The 12148-nt window shown below is 61.0% G+C and carries 11 protein-coding genes and 2 rRNA genes; 9 read left to right on the top strand and 4 right to left on the bottom strand.

The features are described 5' to 3' along the window. From BPSG_RS01755 to BPSG_RS01745, 3 genes are all read left to right on the top strand, one after another. A 23S ribosomal RNA gene (locus BPSG_RS01755) occupies nt 1–975 on the top strand; the annotation flags it as partial. 157 nt (nt 976–1132) lie between these two features. Then, a 5S ribosomal RNA gene (gene rrf / locus BPSG_RS01750) occupies nt 1133–1249 on the top strand. A gap of 88 nt (nt 1250–1337) precedes the next feature. Then, nucleotides 1338–1589 (top strand): hypothetical protein, encoded by a 252-nt coding sequence (locus BPSG_RS01745; protein WP_026644240.1) that lies wholly within the window; start codon nt 1338–1340, stop codon nt 1587–1589. A gap of 7 nt (nt 1590–1596) precedes the next feature. Here the strand turns inward: BPSG_RS01745 and BPSG_RS01740 are convergent, their stop codons facing one another. Then, nucleotides 1597–2373, bottom strand: coding sequence for a nitroreductase family protein (locus BPSG_RS01740; RefSeq protein ID WP_026644241.1), 777 nt, complete (start codon nt 2371–2373; stop codon nt 1597–1599). 115 nt (nt 2374–2488) lie between these two features. Then, complete coding sequence (locus BPSG_RS01735) at nt 2489–2872, bottom strand: DUF4235 domain-containing protein (RefSeq protein ID WP_026644242.1); 384 nt, start codon at nt 2870–2872, stop codon at nt 2489–2491. A gap of 126 nt (nt 2873–2998) precedes the next feature. Here BPSG_RS01735 and BPSG_RS01730 point away from each other — a divergent pair, with 126 nt between their 5' ends. Further along, a complete protein-coding gene (locus tag BPSG_RS01730) occupies nt 2999–3697 on the top strand; it encodes a histidine phosphatase family protein (protein ID WP_026644243.1) in 699 nt (232 codons plus the stop codon). A gap of 25 nt (nt 3698–3722) precedes the next feature. Here BPSG_RS01730 and BPSG_RS01725 read toward each other — a convergent pair whose 3' ends face one another. Next, the gene (locus BPSG_RS01725) at nt 3723–5480 is read right to left on the bottom strand and encodes a glycoside hydrolase family 13 protein (protein ID WP_026644244.1); all 1758 of its coding nucleotides are present in this window, start codon (nt 5478–5480) and stop codon (nt 3723–3725) included. Between the two features lie 345 nt (nt 5481–5825). Between BPSG_RS01725 and BPSG_RS01720 the strand changes: the two genes are divergently transcribed. Continuing rightward, nucleotides 5826–7157: an ABC transporter substrate-binding protein gene (locus BPSG_RS01720; RefSeq protein ID WP_026644245.1), complete on the top strand. Its 1332-nt coding sequence runs from the start codon at nt 5826–5828 to the stop codon at nt 7155–7157. Between the two features lie 149 nt (nt 7158–7306). On the opposite strand, the gene BPSG_RS01715 is transcribed toward BPSG_RS01720, so the two are convergent. Then, nucleotides 7307–8326 (bottom strand): LacI family DNA-binding transcriptional regulator, encoded by a 1020-nt coding sequence (locus BPSG_RS01715; protein ID WP_026644246.1) that lies wholly within the window; start codon nt 8324–8326, stop codon nt 7307–7309. Between the two features lie 327 nt (nt 8327–8653). On the opposite strand from BPSG_RS01715, the gene BPSG_RS01710 reads away from it, so the two are divergent. The 4 genes from BPSG_RS01710 to BPSG_RS01695 form a co-directional block, all read left to right on the top strand. Continuing rightward, nucleotides 8654–9508 (top strand): carbohydrate ABC transporter permease, encoded by an 855-nt coding sequence (locus BPSG_RS01710; RefSeq protein ID WP_026644247.1) that lies wholly within the window; start codon nt 8654–8656, stop codon nt 9506–9508. Continuing rightward, nucleotides 9505–10344 (top strand): carbohydrate ABC transporter permease, encoded by an 840-nt coding sequence (locus BPSG_RS01705; RefSeq protein WP_022858412.1) that lies wholly within the window; start codon nt 9505–9507, stop codon nt 10342–10344. The genes BPSG_RS01710 and BPSG_RS01705 overlap by 4 nt, the downstream gene beginning before the upstream one ends. 147 nt (nt 10345–10491) lie before the next feature. Further along, nucleotides 10492–11154 (top strand): YesL family protein, encoded by a 663-nt coding sequence (locus BPSG_RS01700; protein ID WP_051592150.1) that lies wholly within the window; start codon nt 10492–10494, stop codon nt 11152–11154. Between the two features lie 261 nt (nt 11155–11415). Beyond that, nucleotides 11416–12148, top strand: a 733-nt coding sequence (locus tag BPSG_RS01695; protein ID WP_238548921.1) for a transposase, incomplete at its 3' end; no start/stop codon positions are given.

Genomic DNA, 12148 nt, shown 5'->3' with positions numbered 1-12148 from the left:
TAGCGAAATTCCTTGTMGGGTAAGTTCCGACCTGCACGAATGGCGTAACGACTTCCCCGCTGTCTCGACCAGGAGCTCGGCGAAATTGCAGTACGAGTAAAGATGCTCGTTAAGCGCAGAAGGACGAAAAGACCCCGGGACCTTTACTATACCTTGGTATTGGCATCAGGTGCGGATTGTGTAGCATAGGCGGGAGACTGTGAAGCACGCACGCCAGTGTGTGTGGAGTCGGCCGGTGAAATACCGCTCTGTCCCCATCTGATGCCTAACCCGGACAAGTGAGCCTTGTCGGGGACAGTGCCTGGCGGGTAGTTTAACTGGGGCGGTTGCCTCCCAAAGAGTAACGGAGGCGCTCAAAGGTCCGCTCGGCCCGGTTGGCAATCGGGTGTCGAGTGTAATCGCACAAGCGGGCTTGACTGCGAGATCGACGGATCGAGCAGGGACGAAAGTCGGAGATAGTGATCCGGTGCCGGCGTACGGACGCGGCATCGCTCAACGGATAAAAGGTACCCCGGGGATAACAGGCTGATCATTCCCAAGAGTCCATATCGACGGGATGGTTTGGCACCTCGATGTCGGCTCGTCGCATCCTGGGGCTGGAGCAGGTCCCAAGGGTTCGGCTGTTCGCCGATTAAAGCGGCACGCGAGCTGGGTTCAGAACGTCGTGAGACAGTTTGGTCTCTATCCTCTGCGCTCGTTGGAATCCTGAGGAGGCCTGCCCATAGTACGAGAGGACCTGGGTGGACGAACCTCTGGTATGCCAGTTGTCGCGCCAGCGGCATGGCTGGTTGGCCACGTTCGGGAGGGATAACCGCTGAAAGCATCTAAGCGGGAAGCCCGCTCCAAGATAAGGATTCCTAACCACCCCTCGAGGTGGCGTGAGACCCCAGGTAGAACACCTGGTCGATAGACCGGACGTGGAAGCCGCGCGAGCGGTGGAGCTGACCGGCACTAACGGTCGAAACACAAACACACCAGACCCGTTCCACGGGCACTGGCCAAGCATCCTACTACGCTAACCAGACCAACCACACACTTGGTCGACAGTCACGAACACACACACGCGTCGCGTCCACCCACCGGTCCCCAAACAACCACACAACCAACCCACACGGGTTGACAATTGAAGACTTGCGGCGGCCATGGCCCAGGGGAGACGCCCGGACCCATTCCGAACCCGGAAGCTAAGACCTGGCACGGCAATGGTACTGCACCCGACAGGGTGTGGGAGAGTAGCACACCGCCGCACCACACTTGAGGACCCCGGAAGGCGAACAACCAACCGGGGTCCACCCATACCCAACCACATACACCCCACGCGTGCTAAGGATTGACGCATGCATTATTTCACGCCGAAGCGCTGCGAGCCATCGCAGAAGATCATGTACAAAGACAAGATCACCGCGCTCCAGGCGGCCGAGCAAAGTCGTTTGGAGCGCGGTGTGGAACTGTGGGTCTACCGGTGTGAATTCTGCGGCACATGGCACCTCACGCACCGCGATCCGCAGCTCAACTACATGCGTACACAGCGCGCGCTGCAACGCAAGCCGCATTCACGCAAACGCGGATTCAAACCACGGCACCGCTGATGCGCGGCTAGCGTTCGATGTCGAACCCCTGCGCGCGCGCATGGCCGAGCCCACGCTCCAGCACACCTTGATCGACGGCTTTCTGCGCGATCTGCACATCATACGTCGGCACCGGGTGCGCGGCATCACGCAGGTCGTAGTACTGGTGCACCTCTTCATTGAACTCACTTATGCGCTGCAGCATGAGTTCCGGATCGCTGTTGTATGCATTGTCGAAGAACTGCACCGAACGCGGCAGGCGCGGCTTCAGGTTCGGCTGCTGCGCCGGCTTGCCGATCGCCAGGCCGAGCACCGGGTACGTGTATTCCGGCAGTTTCATCAGTTCGATCAGCCGCGGCACATCGTTGAGAATCGAGCCGAGGATCACACAACCCAGACCGAGTGATTCCGCTGCGGTTTCCATCGCGTGCAGCGCGAGCACGGCGTCGTTCTGGGCCTGGCTGAAGCGGTAGCTGTTGTTGAGCGTGAATTCGTCTGAATCGACCGCCACGCCGCTGTTGCGCGCGATGACGGCATTGCGATATTCGTCAAGCACAAACACATACAGTGCGGCCGCGTCGGCGATATACGGCTGGTGGCCGACTTCGGCGATGTGCTGCTTGAGCGTGTGGTCGAGGATGCGGATCGCGGACCAGTCGTTGAGATATTGGCTCGAAGCGGCATGCTGTGCCGCCGCCTCGATTGTGGTCAGGATCTGCGGGTCGATGGGTTCCTGTTGGAACGCGCGGATGGAACGGCGGTCGAGCAATACGTCGACCGTGGGATTATGCATGTATTCAGTCATGCTTCCAGTATGGCTGCGGTGCCAGAACAGTGGAAGCGGATTCGCCCCATGTGTGAACATACTCCGCGCCCGTACTGGGCGAATACGGGCGCAGTATCTAGTTTGTATGCAATGGTCAGCGGCTGCGCTTGATCTGCATGTGGTGCACGAGCGAATTGGCGCCCTTGTCCGAAAGGCGCGTCAGCAGTGTGCCGAACGCCGCCGACGCCGCAGCGAACAACACGCTCATCATCAGGCCCTGCTGCTGGTCCTTCGCATCGTCGTCCGGACTGGGATGCACACGTGCCATGACACTGTTCCACACCATTTGGAAGAGCTTGCCCCCCACGAGACCAGCGAGGCTGGGGATGATCATCTTGAGCGCTTTGTCGCCCAACGTGTCGGGGTCGGCCATGCGCCGCTGGCGCATCTCGGTGACCTTGGTGTCGACCTTGTTGATCGCCGCGACGGTCCTGTCGGCCGTCTCGTCGAGGTCGTGCATGTTGTTGTGTTCACTCATAGGTCCCAGTGTAGGGTATGCGCGCCGACAGCAACGGCGATAGCGCGCAAAACGGAAATGGCGCGGCGGCACGCGGATGTGATGGTCCGCTGTTCTTGTGGTGCGCATGCGCCTACAGTAGTACTCATGGAACAGACGACCATACAGAACAGCGCGCCCCAGACCTTCGGAAATCTGGTGTTGTTGCGCCACGGCCAGACGCTGTGGAGCGAATCGGGCCAGTACACCGGCCGCACCGACATTCCACTGACCGAGACGGGCCGTGAGCAGGCGCGTGCGGCGGGCGAACGTCTGCGCGCAATGTTCCCGCGCGGGTTCGAGCCCCGCGACATATATACGAGCGATCTGCGGCGTGCGATGACGACGGCCGAGCTCGCCGGATTCACCGAACACGAGGTCACCGCGGACCTCGAGGAGTGGGATTACGGGCGTGCCGAAGGCCGTACGCGCAGCCAGCTGTTTGACGCGCTTGGCTACGACTGGAACGTGTGGGAGCATGGGCCGGCCGTTCTTGACGCCGCGCTTGGCGGTGAGCGGATCGAGGTCTTCCCCGGTGGTGAGGAGATGCACATCATCAACGGGCCCGGCGAACGCCTTGAAGACGCCGCAGCGCGCACGCGGCTCGTCATCGAGCGCGCGATGCCCGCGCTGCAGGCGGGGCGTGATGTGCTGTGCGTGGCGCACGCGCATATTCTGCGCATCCTGACGACGCAGTGGCTCGGTGTGGAGCCAACGTTCGGGCGCAATCTCAAGCTCGACACCGCGCACATCAGTGTGCTGAGCCTGTACAAGGGGGATCATGTGATTCAGCAGTGGAACTGCTGAACCACATGATCCATGCGTAGCGCCGTCAGATGCGCATCCACACCGCCGCGTCAGCCGGCAGCTGATAGCCATCGAACGGGATGGAGCGCATCATCACGTCGCCGTGCGGCAGCTCGATGGGCGCGGCGCCGAAATTGACGATGCACGCGAAGCGGTCGCCGCTGTCGTCGGCGAGCGGGCGTGCATATGCCACCACGTCGTCGCCACAGTCGGCGAAGGACTGCGGGCCGAGCCATGTGAGCGACGTGTCACCGGTGGGTGTCAGATGCTCCTGCCGCCAGTGCATGGCGCGCCGATACAGATTGAGCATCGAAGCGGGGTCGGTGTCCTCCACGTCGGCGGCGTAGCCGGCGTACCACAGCGGCTGTGGCAGATGCGGATCGGCGCTCGCGCGTCCGCCGGCATGCTCGGAGAAGCCGAACGAGGCGCCGGTGCCGAACTCGGGGTCCCATGGTGCGGGCTGCGGCATGTCCTGGGCACTCCACGGCAGCGGCACGCGGCAGCCGTCGCGGCCCTTCGCCGCGTCGCTGTGGTCGGTGTTGAACGCGACCGGGTCCTCGAGATGATCCCACGGGATTGTGGCGACTTCGGGCAGGCCAAGCTCCTCACCCTGATACACGTACACCGATCCGGGCAATCCCAACTCCATGAGGATCGCGGCACGGGCGCGGCGTGTGCCGAGCTCGCGGTCCTCGATGTAGGTGGTGCCGTTGCGCAGCAGCCAGTCATTCGGCAGCTCGTGGTAGCCGCGCGTGTGCACCTGCGGCAGGCCGTAACGGCTCACATGCCTCGGCACATCGTGGTTGCTCATCACCCACGTGGTCGTGGACTTCGATTCCTCCGCGGCATCGAGCCCCTCTTCGATCGCGAGGTGGAAATCGGCTGCGAACCAGTTGGCCTTCGCAAATTCGAAATTGAAGACCTGCCCAAGCTCGTCTTCGGACGCGTAGAGATGCTGATGCTCGGCGGGCACCCATGCTTCTCCCACGGCGAAGCGCGGGGGATTGTATTCGTGGAACACCTTGTTCCACTCGCGGTAGATCTCGTGCACTTCCGGACGGTCCCACAGCGGGTGGCCCGGAACCGGATCGCCTCCGACCGGGAAGCGCTCCAGGTCTTTGAGTGGCTCGCTGTCAAGGTCCTTCGCCAGACCATGCGCCACGTCGATGCGGAATCCGTCGACGCCGCGGTCGGACCAGAACCGCAGCGTGGTGCGGAAGTCCTCGTGCACGTCGGGATTCTTCCAGTTGAGGTCGGGCTGCTCTTTGGTGAACAGGTGCAGATACCACTGGCCGTCGCCCACCGGCTCCCATGCAGGGCCGCCGAACAGCGACTGCCAGTTGTTCGGCGGCAGCTCGCCGTGCTCGCCCTCGCCGCGGCGGAAGATATAGCGGTCGCGCGCGGGGGAGTCCGGTGAGCTCGCCAGCGCCTCCTGGAACCACGGGTGCATGTTCGACGTGTGGTTGGGCACAATGTCCACAACCACTTTGAGGCCGGCGTTGTGCGCGGCGGCCACCATCGCGTTGAAATCGTCGAGTGTGCCGAGGCGCGGATCCACGTTGCGGTAGTCGATCACGTCGTAGCCGCCATCGGCCAGTTCGGAGGGGTAGAAAGGCGAAAGCCACAGGGCGTCCACGCCCAGCTGGCGCAGGTACGGTATGCGGCTTGTGATGCCGGCGATGTCGCCGAGCCCGTCGCCGTTCGCGTCGCGGAAACTGCGGGGGTACACCTGATAGACGACGGCTTGCTTCCACCAGTCGTCGTGCGTATTGTTGAGGGTCATGCGGGTCCTTTCCACGGGGGCGGCGGTGTGGCCGGCCAGTTCATCGGACTGTTCGCCGTCGAAGCGGCTCGAACGGCCTGTTTCAGTGCCGGTGGAGCGTGCATAGAGGCGCGTTGGCAAACGCTTTCATACGAGTGCAATCATAACAAACATATTGAAAATAGGTCATATCTTCAGACGCGCCAGTGAAAAATGTGGAGCTTTCATGCAGTTCGGCGTGCCCACGTTTGCATTTTTTGCCAAGTTGGTGCACAATGGTCTGTGAAAGAAGTTGTTGAGGAAAGTAGCTTCTTTGACACGCACACCAGTGCGGCGCCCCCAGGGCGTACAGAGAAAGGTTCGAAGATGAATCGTACGATGAAGACAGCTGTAGGTATGCTTGCCGTCGCGGCAATGGCCGTCCCGCTCGCCGCATGTGGCGGTGGCTCCGGCTCTTCGGGAGACAATGGCAAGGGAAGCGTCTACTTCCTGAACTTCAAGCCGGAAGCGGCCGACCAGTGGACCGCTCTGGCCAAGCAATACACCGATGAGACCGGCGTGCAGGTCAAGGTGCAGACGGCTGCCTCGGGCACCTATGAGCAGCAGCTCAAGTCCGAACTCGCCAAGAGCGAAGCCCCCACGATCTTCCAGGTGAACGGCCCGGTGGGCTACCAGAACTGGAAGGGCTACACGGCCGACCTGACCGACTCCGACATCTACAAGGAGATGAACGACCAGTCGCTCGCCCTCAAGGGCGATGACGGCCAGATCGTTGGCGTCCCATACGTCATCGAGTCCTATGGCATCATCTACAACAAAGACCTGCTCAACAAGTACATGGCGATGGACGGCGCGAAGATCAAGAGCGCCGACGAGCTCAACTCCTTCGACAAGCTCAAGGCCGTGGCTGACGACATGCAGGCCAAGAAGAAGGACCTTGGCATCGAAGGCGCCTTCACCTCCGCCGGCTTCGATTCCAGCTCCGACTGGCGTTTCAAGACCCATCTGGCCAACATCCCGCTGTACTACCAGTTCAAGAAGGACAACATCACCGCTCCGCCGGCGTCCATCAAGGACATGTACATGGACAACTTCAAGAACATCTTCGACCTGTACATCACCGATTCGACCACTGCGAAGACCCAGCTGAGCTCGAAGACCGGCGATGACGCGAACTCGGAGTTCGCGCTGGGCAAGGCCGCGTTCTACCAGAACGGCACCTGGGCCTGGAGCGATCTGCAGAAGGCCGGCATGAAGGCCGATTCCCTGGGCATGCTCCCGATCTACATCGGCGTCGACGACAAGACCGAAGGCCTCGCCACCGGCTCCGAGAACTACTGGTGCATCAACTCCAAGGTCTCCGACGCCAACCAGAAGGCCTCGCTTGAGTTCCTCAAGTGGGTCATCAGCTCCGACAAGGGCAAGAAGGCTCTGAGCGAAGACATGGGCTTCACCACCCCGTTCAAGACCTTCAACGACGTCAAGACCGACAATCCGCTCATCCAGGACGCCAACAAGAGCATCCAGAACACCGAGCTGACCCAGGTCGCTTGGGACTTCTCGATGATGCCGTCGGAGGAGTATAAGAACGTGCTCGGCCAGGCCATGCTCAATTACGCGCAGGGCACCGGCGACTGGAACGCCGTTGTGGACGCCTTCGTGAACAACTGGAAGACCGAATACGACGCCGCTCACTGAGTCGGCGCCCCCGCTGTGGCCGGATTCCCCCGAACCGGCCACAGCCTCTAGACTTCTCTAGTCTCCTTCTTTTCTATCACGCTGAGGGCCCCACCAATCTTCGGATTGATGGGCCCTCAGCGTTGTTCGATTGTGGGCGCGGCGCCGCGTTATGCGTGCGTCTTGGGGCACGGGCCGGTGCTTGAGCGCACAATGAGCTGCGCGGGCTCAAGGAGGAACGGGTCGCGCGGCGTCTGTCCGTCGATCAGCTGCAGCGTCAGGCGTGCGGCGATATGCGCGAGCTCCACCGGGTCTTGGCTGATTGTGGTCAGGCCGATGTCTGCCGCGTAGACGCTGTTGTCGAACCCGATGACCGAAATCTCGCCGGGAATCGAATAGCCATTGCGCATGAGCTGGAAGATCAGCGGAATCGCGATGCCGTCCTCTTGGCAGGCGATCGCCGTGGGCATGCGGTCCATGCTCAGCAGCTCGGTGACGACTTGGCTGATGCGCGTAGGCCCTTCGGTGGCCGTGATGACCTGCGGCGCGATGCCGGAATGCGCGCAGCACTCCATGAACGCGTCGAAGCGCTGCTGCACGCTGAAGTGCAGCGAGACGTCGCGGTCGGTGCGCACATAGGCGATGTCGCGGTGCCCGAGCGAGATGAGGTGTCGCGCCGCGAGGATAGACCCCTGCACGTCGTCGATGTTGATCGACGCAGAAAAGCCGCGTTCCTGCGGCAGTACCGAATTGATGCCGACAATCGGCACGGCGGCGGAGTTGAGCTGGGCGATCTCGGTGTTGTCGATGTCGAACGACACGACGATGACCGCATCGGCGTTGCGCCGTACCGGCAGCATCTCGAAGAACTCCTCGCGCTCCTCGATGCTCGAGATCTGGAAGATCGAGATGTCGTAGCCTTCTTCATGCAGCACCTGGTTGAGTCCCTCGATCACCGAGGCGCTGAACCATAGGCGTATGTGGTCGCTCACCAGCAGGGCCACGCGCAACGCGCGCCCCGTCTTGAGCGCCACAGCCGAACGTGACGTGGAGAAATTGAGTTCCTCGGCAATGCGTAGGACCTTTTCTCGCGTGGCTTTGGACACCAGCTCGGGCCGCGTGAAGGAACGCGATACCGTGGAGATGGAGACGTTGGCCGCGCACGCCACATCCTGAATGCTCGTGCTCATACCCGTTCCTCTTCATCGTTGAAGTGAATGCAATGAAAACGTTTGTGCAATGCTCACTTTCACAAACGTTTTCATCGTAGCATGTTTTAGTTGAAATGGCGAACTTTCAGCGTTTATGCGATTTGTGTCTACACAGACAAGCCAAGCAATGCCGCATTCAAAACACCGTAAATGTAAACGTTTGACAGTATGGCCATGAGTTGTTATGGTTGTACTGTCATTTGCACCGGCGGGCTTGTATGCCTATGACTCAGACGTCATGCGCCGGCACGCCATGATCGCATACATGGAAGTATGCACGGAAAGAACGAGGAAAGTGGGCGTATTATGATCAGTATGGCCGGTAAGGCGATACGCCGTTGGTGGGCGTTATTTGTACTTCCGACATTCGCCGCATTCGTCATCGGTTTCGTGGTGCCGTTCATCTACGGCATCTACCTGAGCTTCTGCAAGTTCAGCACCGTTACCGATGCACAGTTTGTGGGCTTCAGGAACTATGAGAAGGCATTGCAGGACAAGACGTTCCTGCACTCGCTGCTGTTTTCGACGCTGTTGACAATCGTGACCACGATCGTCATCAATGTGGTCGCATTCGCCATCGCGTATCTGCTGACCAAGTCGATTCGCGGGTCCAACCTGTTCCGCTCCGTGTTCTTCATGCCGAACCTCATCGGTGGCATCATTCTGGGCTACATCTGGATGCTGCTGCTCAACGGCGTGCTCGCCCACTGGCAGCGTTCGCTCACCTATGACCAGAAGTACGGCTTCTGGGGCTTGGTCATCTTGGTCTGTTGGCAGCAGATCGGCTACATGATGATCATCTACATCGCCGGCATGCAGTCGCTGCCCACCGATGTGCTCGAAGCGGCTTCCGTGGACGGCGCAAGCGGCACACAGACCATGTTCAAGATCATCATCCCGCTGATGATGCCGAGCATCACCGTGTGCTCGTTCCTCACCGTGACCAACGGTTTCAAGCTCTTCGATCAGAACCTTGCACTGACCAACGGCGCGCCCTCGCGCATGTCCGAAGGTCTTGCACTCAACATCACCAACACGTTCTACGCCCGCACCGGATTCGAGGGCGTCGGCCAGGCGAAGGCAGTGTTGTTCTTTATCCTGGTGGCAGTGGTCTCCCTGCTGCAGAACAAGCTCACGACGTCCAAGGAGGTCGCAGCGTGAACGGCGAAAAAGTAAAGCACGGTGCATTGTGGACCGTATTCTTCTCCATGATCTCCATTGCGTGGGTCTTCCCGATCTTCCTGGTGGTCATGAACTCCTTCAAGTCGAAGACCTACATCAGCGCCAACGCGTTCTCATTCCCGACCGGTGACGCCTTCGTCGGGTTCGACAACTATGTGCGCGGCATCGAGACCACGAACTTCTTCGCCAGCTTCGGCTGGACGGTGCTCATCACCGTCGGCTCCGTTGTGCTGATTCTGCTGTGCACCTCGATGTGCGCATGGTGGATCGTGCGCGTGAACAACTGGGCCGCCAAGGCGCTCTACACGCTGTTCCTGTTCAACATGATCGTGCCGTTCCAGATGCTCATGTTCACGCTGTCGTGGCTCGCCGACCGTCTGGGCCTGAACACCCCGTGGGGCCTGTGCCTCGTATACTTGGGCTTCGGCGCCGGTCTGGCCGTGTTCATCTTCACCGGCGTGGTCAAGGGCATCCCGGAGTCGCTCGAGGAATCGGCGATGATCGACGGCGCCTCCGTGCCGCGCATCTTCTTCCAGGTCGTGGTGCCGATCATGAAGCCGTCGATCATTTCGGTGGCCATCCTTGAGGCCATGTGGGTGTGGAACGACTACCTGCTGCCGTACCTGACGTTGGACCTCAACAAGTACAAGACGATCTCGGTTGCGATCCAGTACCTCAAGGGCGGCTACGGTTCCGTCGACATGGGCGCCATGATGGGCTGCCTCGTGCTGGCGATCATTCCGATCATCCTCTTCTACATCCTGTGCCAGAAGTACATCGTCAAGGGTGTCATGGCCGGCGCGGTCAAGGGCTGATCTTTCCACCATCAATCAACAATCCATGGCCGGGAGCCATGGGGTCCCTTTCCTGGGGGCTCCGGGCGCCCGGCCTTCGTTTTGCCCGCGCGGAGGCATGGGCGTGGAGTAAGCTCGAAGCGAGCACGCGAGACAAGCAGGAGCGAAATGAACTGGCTTTCCCCGGATTCCAAATTCATGCAGGCATGGAACAACCTCACCGACGCGATCGTCATCAACATCCTCATGCTGGTGACGAGCATCCCGGTCGTCACGATCGGCGTCGCGCTCTCCGCAGGGCAGACGGCGACGCGCAAGATGCTCATCGGGCAGGGTCATGTGGCGCGCAACTACTTTGCCGCGTTCAAGGAGAACTTCGCGCGTGCGACGATCCTGTGGGTCGTCTACCTGCTTGTGGGCGCTGGACTGGCCTACAGCTGGGTCGTACTGCAGATCACGCCGCTGCTCATCCCGAAGATCGCGGTCACGATCCTGTGGGTCATCGGGTTCGAATGGGTGTTCGCACTGCAGGCGCGTTTCGACAACCCACCTACGCGCACGATGGCGAACGCGTACATCTTCGGCATCAGCTATTTCCCCGCGACCCTTGCGCTCGCCGCAGTCGACGCCGTCTACTTCGGTCTGTTCATCTACCTGTGGTTCAAACTGCCGCAGCTGCTGTTCCTGCTCGTCGTGCTTGGCTACGGCTCGATGCTTTCGCTGCATGTGCCGATCCAGGAGTACGTGCTGCGCAAATACACGGGGCAGGCGTTCTCGACGCATGTGCAGGAAGACGAGTGGAGCGTCAAGGACCATCACGACAGCGAGTGACCGCCTAGTCCAGAGTCAGCCACCCGCCACCAACCACCAGCCGCGGGCCGCTAGCCACCCGCCATTCCGCTAGCCATCCGCCACTAGCCACTCGCAGCCAGCCGTATCTCGCGCTTTTCGCCGTTTCCGTCACTGTTTTCACTGTTTTCGTCATGTTTTTGGTTGTGTGTCAATGTTGGTGTCTGGCTCCGGGTATGAAAAGGGGTCGTCGCCTAGAATCGGTTAAAGCCAAAAAACAACTGATTTGAGGAGATGACCTTGATGGCCAGTGTATCCGATGATGTGGCCCTGACGATGGATGACATGCCGTTGGGCGAGGGCAACCGCAGGAACGGCTACCGCGAGAGAAGGCTTCGGACGGTGATCGGCGAGATCGTGCTGCGGGTGCCCAAATTGCGTGAGGACACGTATTTGCCCGAACGGGTGACGCGCCCGTACTCGCGTGTGGGCCGGGCGATGGTGGGCGTGGTCTCCAGGGCGTATGTCAACGGGATGAGTGCCCGCAGGATCGAGAAGGTCGCGGGCGGGCTGGAGTTCGGCCGGTCGGGCCCGTCGACGGTCTCGCGCATGCTCGCTTCGCTGGACGGGGAGGTCGACGCGTTGCGCCAGGGCGAGTTCGACGCCGGTTCGCCGGTGCCGTACCTGTGGTTGGACGCGGCCTACGTCAAGTGCCGCGACGACGACTCGCGCGTGTGTTCCCGGGCCACCGTCACCGCGATCGGCGCGTTCATGGACGGCACGAGGCGTTTCGTGGGCTTCGACCTGGTGGACACCGAGTCGTACGACTCGTGGAAGCGGTTCCTGCCCTCGCTCAGGAAGCGTGGGGTGGCGGGTGCGCTTGGTCACCTCGGACGCGCACGCCGGCCTTCGCCGCGCGGTCATGGACCGCATCGGCCGGATCGGCCGGCGCGCCGGCGAACTGCTCGAGGACGCGCTGGCCCATCTGGCGTTCCACCGGGAGCACTGGGTCGGACTGCGCATCAACAACGTGCTT

The sequence above is a fragment of the Bifidobacterium pseudolongum subsp. globosum genome, from assembly GCF_000741295.1.
Taxonomy (GTDB): Bacteria; Actinomycetota; Actinomycetes; order Actinomycetales; family Bifidobacteriaceae; genus Bifidobacterium; species Bifidobacterium globosum.
Note: the sequence above shows the minus strand (reverse complement) of the source record. Positions and strands in the feature narration are given on the sequence as shown.

What these genes read in the sequence shown, in the direction of transcription:
- BPSG_RS01745 (WP_026644240.1), top strand. Translation starts at nt 1,338, where the DNA reads ATGCATTATTTCACGCCGAAGCGCTGCGAGCCATCGCAGAAGATCATG.
- BPSG_RS01735 (WP_026644242.1), bottom strand. Translation starts at nt 2,872, where the DNA reads ATGAGTGAACACAACAACATGCACGACCTCGACGAGACGGCCGACAGG.
- BPSG_RS01730 (WP_026644243.1), top strand. Translation starts at nt 2,999, where the DNA reads ATGGAACAGACGACCATACAGAACAGCGCGCCCCAGACCTTCGGAAAT.
- BPSG_RS01725 (WP_026644244.1), bottom strand. Translation starts at nt 5,480, where the DNA reads ATGACCCTCAACAATACGCACGACGACTGGTGGAAGCAAGCCGTCGTC.
- BPSG_RS01740 (WP_026644241.1), bottom strand. Translation starts at nt 2,373, where the DNA reads ATGACTGAATACATGCATAATCCCACGGTCGACGTATTGCTCGACCGC.
- BPSG_RS01710 (WP_026644247.1), top strand. Translation starts at nt 8,654, where the DNA reads ATGATCAGTATGGCCGGTAAGGCGATACGCCGTTGGTGGGCGTTATTT.
- BPSG_RS01715 (WP_026644246.1), bottom strand. Translation starts at nt 8,326, where the DNA reads ATGAGCACGAGCATTCAGGATGTGGCGTGCGCGGCCAACGTCTCCATC.
- BPSG_RS01700 (WP_051592150.1), top strand. Translation starts at nt 10,492, where the DNA reads ATGAACTGGCTTTCCCCGGATTCCAAATTCATGCAGGCATGGAACAAC.
- BPSG_RS01720 (WP_026644245.1), top strand. Translation starts at nt 5,826, where the DNA reads ATGAATCGTACGATGAAGACAGCTGTAGGTATGCTTGCCGTCGCGGCA.